This is a genomic window from Noviherbaspirillum sp. (assembly GCF_035944575.1).
Taxonomy (GTDB): Bacteria; Pseudomonadota; Gammaproteobacteria; order Burkholderiales; family Burkholderiaceae_D; genus Noviherbaspirillum.
The window spans coordinates 1-5,158 of the sequence record NZ_DASZBA010000041.1 but is presented as its reverse complement, the minus strand read 5'-3'; the positions used below and the strand labels follow the sequence as shown (position 1 = coordinate 5,158).

Here is a 5,158-nt window from a genome sequence, read left to right as displayed (position 1 = left end):
AGGCGAGTGACAGCAACGGTATGCCGACGGTAAACATGTGATGCACCCACAACCCGAAGCTGATGAAGCCGGTCGCGATCACGGCAAGCACCACCCAGGTATATCCGGCGATCGGCTTTTGCACGAAGGTGGGCAGGATGGTGGTGACCAGTCCGGCTGCAGGCAGGAAGATGATGTACACCTCCGGATGCCCGAAAATCCAGAACAGGTGCTGCCATAAAAGCGGATCTCCCCCTTTCGCCACGTCGTAAAAGGGCAGTCCGAATGCACGCTCGATTTCAAGCAGTATGCTGCCGAGAATCAGGGGTGGGAATCCGAACACGATCATGAAAGCGGTGATTAGGATGTACCACGCATATAGCGGCATCTTGTGCAGCGCCATCCCCGGCGCGCGGGTCTTCAGGATGGAAACGATCAGTTCGACGCCGGCCGCCACCGCCGATATTTCAGCAAAGGTGACGCCGAGCAGCCAGAAATCAACATTCATGCCGGGAGAAAACGCACGGTTGTTGAGCGGCACGTACATGAACCACCCGCCGTCCGGCACCGCACCGACGAAGAAGCTGGAAAACAGCAGGATGCCGCCGAACAGGTAGCACCAGTAACCGAACGCCGACAAGCGCGGGAAGATCAGGTCGCGCGCGCCTATCATTTTCGGAATGAGGTAAGCGGCAAATCCTTCCATGATCGGCACGGCGAAGAAGAACATCATCGTCGTGCCGTGCATCGTGAAGGCCTGGGCGTAGGTCCGATGATCGAGCACATCATTCCCGGCGAAGGCGAGCTGGGTACGGATCAGCATCGCCAGCACGCCGCCGATCAGGAAGAAGATGAAGCCCGTGATCATGAATCGCAGGCCGATGGTGGTGTGATTGACGGCTGTCAGGGCGCCCCACCCGGAAGGATTGAACCAGATCCGCTCCAGCCGCTCATGCAGCGCGGCCGCACCGGCGTCGTCGGGAGCGTTGTCGGCGGAGCGGGATGCAGGCGGCATTATTTCAGGGTTCCTAGATATTGTGCGATGGCATCGATCGCCTCCTCGCCGAGATGGGCGTGCGAGGGCATTAGACTGCCGGGCTTGATTTCCTGGCTGCGGGCAATGAACGCAACCATATTCTCGCGGTTGTTCTCCACCATGCCCGCAGCGATGAACTTGCGGCTTGCGACATGGCTCAGGTCGGGGCCGCGCCCACGGGCCACCCCGACGCCGCTGACCGTGTGACAGGAAACGCAATGCGCCAGAAACACGTCGCGCCCCCGCAGGGCTACCGCGTCGTCCGGTGTGCGCGCCGGCTCGCCCTGACCGGCAAGCCATGCGGCATATGCGTCGGGCATCTCGGCGATTACATGGAAGGCCATGCGTGCATGCTGGGCGCCGCAGAACTCCGCACACTGGCCGCGGAACAGCCCGGTCTGATCGGCCTGAAGAACGATATGGTTGATGCGTCCGGGAACGAGGTCGATTTTCCCGGCCAGGTTCGGCACCCAGAAGCTATGAATCACGTCATTGGACCGAAGGCGCACCATGACGGGCTGTCCGGCGGGGATGCGTAGTTCATTGGCAGTCTTTATGACACGTCCATCCGGGCCACGGTAATGCACATCCCACCACCACTGGTTGCCGATCACCTCGATCTCGGCGGCGGGCGCGGAGGGTGCGGCGCGCAGGCTTCCCATTTCATGAACGCCGTAGACCAGAAGCGCGGATAGGGTTATGCCCGGCAGGGCCACACCGCCGCAAAGGACCATGACGGTTGCGTTTGCCTTCCATCGCTTTTCAGGTGAACGGTAGATCGCATATAGCGACAGCGCCATGACGAGCAGCAATATGACTGCGGCGCCGCCGAACATGACCCAGCTGATCTTCGCAATCGCTTGCGCCTGCGGTCCGTGCGGCGCCAGCGCAGATTGAACGCCGCCACAGCCGCCGAGCAGCAGGCCCATTGACATGGCAGCCAGGACGCTGGTTTGCTTATTGCTCAAGTGATCGGTCACTTTTGTCGGTATTCTTTGCATCGAGGCGGGTGGTTGCGGATTATTCCGGGGCGAAGAAACGCCGCGACGGCACTGCCCGTGTCGCTGTCCGCTCCGCCCTGTGGCACCCGTATATCGAAGTTTCTTCCACGCGAGGAATCATCATGTCATTCATGCTATCCACCCATATCGCCTTCCTGCTGATCTGGTCCGCGGCCTTGCTTTATTTTCCCCAGCTGTTCGTGCGCCAGGCCGCCCATGAGGATACGGATGCCCGACAGTCGGCCATCCTCATGCAACGGACACTTTATGCACATGTAATGACACCTAGCGCTTTGCTCGCCGTGTTTGCCGGCATCTGGCTTATTTTCGAGCGGGGCTTCACCGGGGGGTGGCTCCACGTCAAACTTGCACTGGTCCTGTTAATGGTGTTCTACCATGTGTATTGCGGCACCCTGATGGCCGAGTTCAAGCGCAAGCATGTCCGGCGCAGACTGTTTTTCTACCGGGCTCTTCCCCTTGTTCCCATGCTGTTGATTACCGGGATCATCACGCTCGTGACGGCCAAACCCTTCTAGCCGCCGGCCGGGGCGAAGGCAACCCAATATCAGGGATATCACTCATCCTCGCCGACGCCGACCTTGTGGTCGAATACCAGCCTTCCGCCTAGCCAGCCCGCGAAACTGAGCGCCACCGCGCTGACAGCCGACAGGAATATTCCCCATGGAAGCACGCCTCCTTCCCGGTCAGGCACCCGCAGCCACCAGTTGGCAGCGGTTATGCCAAGCATCATGACTGCCGCAAGAAAATGACTCCAGCTCGTAACATGCCGGCGGATTTCCTTAACGATCAAGAAATCGAGCATGCCTGCAATCGCGGCGATCCCGCCCATCAGCAGACCGGCACCGATGATCCAGACCGATACCCGCGCCCAGAAAGGATCGCCAGTCCACCAGAATGCCGCGTCGCTGGCGAGCGCCCCGATCACGTAGGCGATGGGAAAGGCGACCAGCATCGGATGCAGAGGGTGTCCCGCGATGGCAACGAAGCTTCGCGTGCTTTCGGGCGGCTTGGTCAGCAAAGGGTTTTTCATCAGGACTTCAGTGCGTGTATCACTATTCACAAATTAATGGACTACCGGCCGAACGGCTCGTTCAGCAGATACTCCGGTGCATTTTGCAAAATTTCCCGGACGGCTGGTGTTTTTACGATGGCATGCTGTGAGCCAGTATTGCCCGCCGTCGGCAAATGCATTGCCATCCCAAGTGCGGGCACCATGCATTCCCTGAAGAACGGTGGCACGCATCATGCGTGTTTTAACGCATCTGGAGGGGAAAGCCATGATATTGCGCAACATACCGACCGCACCCGGTCGACCGGGCATGAGCCGCGCCTCGTCGGCCTCCGCCGTTTCTCGCTCTCCGGGAACGGAGGCACGATGAGATATCCGCCGATACGCGACTATGCGCTGCTGAGTGATTGCCATTGCAGTGCCCTCGTCTCCCGCTACGGTTCCGTGGACTGGTGCTGCATGCCCCGCGTCGATGACGATACCTGCTTTGGCCGGCTGCTTGATTGGGACAAGGGAGGGCATTGCCAGATAGAACCCGCTGCTCCCGGTTATACATCGACCCGGCGTTATATCGATGGATCGATGATTCTCGAGACGGTTTTTTCCACCGGACGGAGCGAAGTCCGGCTGACCGATTTTTTTGCGATGAACGCCGACGCGCCTGAGAACCCGCCTTTTGACCTCGTACGGCTGATTGACGGAATCAGCGGCGAGGTCGAGATGCGGGTGGAGATCGTTCCGCGTTTCGACTACGGCGAAATCATTCCCCATGTACAGCGCCGTGCATCAGGCATATACACCGCCATCGGCAGCAATCAGGGCTTGATCATTCATTCGGATACGCCGCTTGAGCTGGTGCAGCATCGCGAATTGTCCGGCAACGTCCGAATCCGCGCCGGCGAACGCCTGCGCCTTGCGGTCCAGTTCGAGTTCCCCGAAAGAATCGATGCCGCGATCACGCGGCATTCGGTACAACCGGAGGCGCTCGATCGCTATCTTCATACCACGCTTCGCTGGTGGTCCGACTGGTCGGCACGTCTGCATGAATCTTCCCGCCGGCTCGATCAGCAGACGATCCGCTCAACCGTCGTACTGAAGGCGCTGACCTACGAACCGACCGGCGCAATCGCCGCCGCCTCGACCACCTCCCTGCCCGAGTGGATCGGTGGCGGACGCAATTGGGACTACCGCTTCAGCTGGGTGCGCGATTCGGTCTTCACCATCCGTGCGTTGCATGACCTGGGCTACGTCAGCGAAGCGGACAAGTTCCACCAGTTCACACAGCGCAGTTCCGCCGGAAGCGCCGAGCAGTTGCAGATCATGTACGGAGTTGACGGCAAGAGGCGCCTGACCGAGGTCGAACTGGATTGGCTCGAGGGCTATCGGGCATCGCGTCCGGTCCGCATCGGCAATGCGGCGGCGCGGCAGTCGCAACTCGACATGTATGGCGAACTGCTGGAAATGGCCTGGCAGTGGCATCGGAGCGGCCACCCGACGGACCCGGACTACCTCGACTTTCTGGTGACGGTGGTCGAGACGGTTTGCCGGCGCTGGTCGGAGACGGATCACGGAATCTGGGAAGTCCGGGGCGAACCACTTCACTACGTACATTCCAAGGTGATGTGCTGGGTCGCGATGAATCGCGGCATACAGTTTGCCGAGGCAAAGTCGCTTGACGTGCCTGTCGCGCAATGGATCGCCATTCGGGAGGAAATCCGTACCGCCATTGAAACGCGGGGTTATGACAGCAAGCGCGGCGTCTTCGTGCAGGCGTTTGACGGCAATGAACTGGATGCGGCCTTGCTGCTATTGCCCAGGGTGGGCTTTATTGCTTATAACGACCCGCGCATGCTGAGAACGGTGGATGCGCTTTGCAGCGATCTGAACAGGGACGGCTTGCTGTTGCGCTACCGCGGCCCGGACGGTCTCGAGGGACCGGAAGGCACTTTCCTCCCCTGCACCTTCTGGCTCGTAGCCTGCCTGGCATGTCAGGGCAGAACCGATCAGGCGATGGAGTACTACGAAAGGGCACTGTCCTGCGGCAATGAACTTGGCCTGTTTGCGGAGGAATACGATATACAGTCCGATGAAATGCTCGGCAATTTCCCGCAG

Annotated in this window: 5 protein-coding genes; 2 read left to right on the top strand and 3 right to left on the bottom strand. The window is 60.0% G+C overall.

All coding sequences use genetic code 11. The annotated features are described in order from the left end of the window. The coding region (locus VGU61_RS02615) for a cbb3-type cytochrome c oxidase subunit I (RefSeq protein ID WP_326857545.1) at positions 1 to 994 on the bottom strand (994 nt) is incomplete at its 3' end. Then, positions 994 to 1,983 (bottom strand): cytochrome c oxidase subunit II, encoded by a 990-nt coding sequence (coxB, locus tag VGU61_RS02610; RefSeq protein WP_326857544.1) that lies wholly within the window; start codon positions 1,981 to 1,983, stop codon positions 994 to 996. The genes coxB and VGU61_RS02615, both read right to left, overlap by 1 nt. Positions 1,984 to 2,138: 155 nt before the next feature. On the opposite strand from coxB, the gene VGU61_RS02605 reads away from it, so the two are divergent. Beyond that, positions 2,139 to 2,552 carry a CopD family protein gene (locus VGU61_RS02605; RefSeq protein ID WP_326857543.1) on the top strand — a complete coding sequence of 138 codons (414 nt, stop codon included), beginning with the start codon at positions 2,139 to 2,141 and terminating at the stop codon, positions 2,550 to 2,552. A 38-nt stretch (positions 2,553 to 2,590) separates the two neighbouring features. Here the strand turns inward: VGU61_RS02605 and VGU61_RS02600 are convergent, their stop codons facing one another. Continuing rightward, positions 2,591 to 3,067, bottom strand: coding sequence for a DUF2231 domain-containing protein (locus tag VGU61_RS02600; RefSeq protein WP_326857542.1), 477 nt, complete (start codon positions 3,065 to 3,067; stop codon positions 2,591 to 2,593). A 345-nt stretch (positions 3,068 to 3,412) separates the two neighbouring features. Between VGU61_RS02600 and VGU61_RS02595 the strand changes: the two genes are divergently transcribed. Then, on the top strand, positions 3,413 to 5,158 hold a 1,746-nt coding region (locus tag VGU61_RS02595; RefSeq protein WP_326857541.1), incomplete at its 3' end, for a glycoside hydrolase family 15 protein.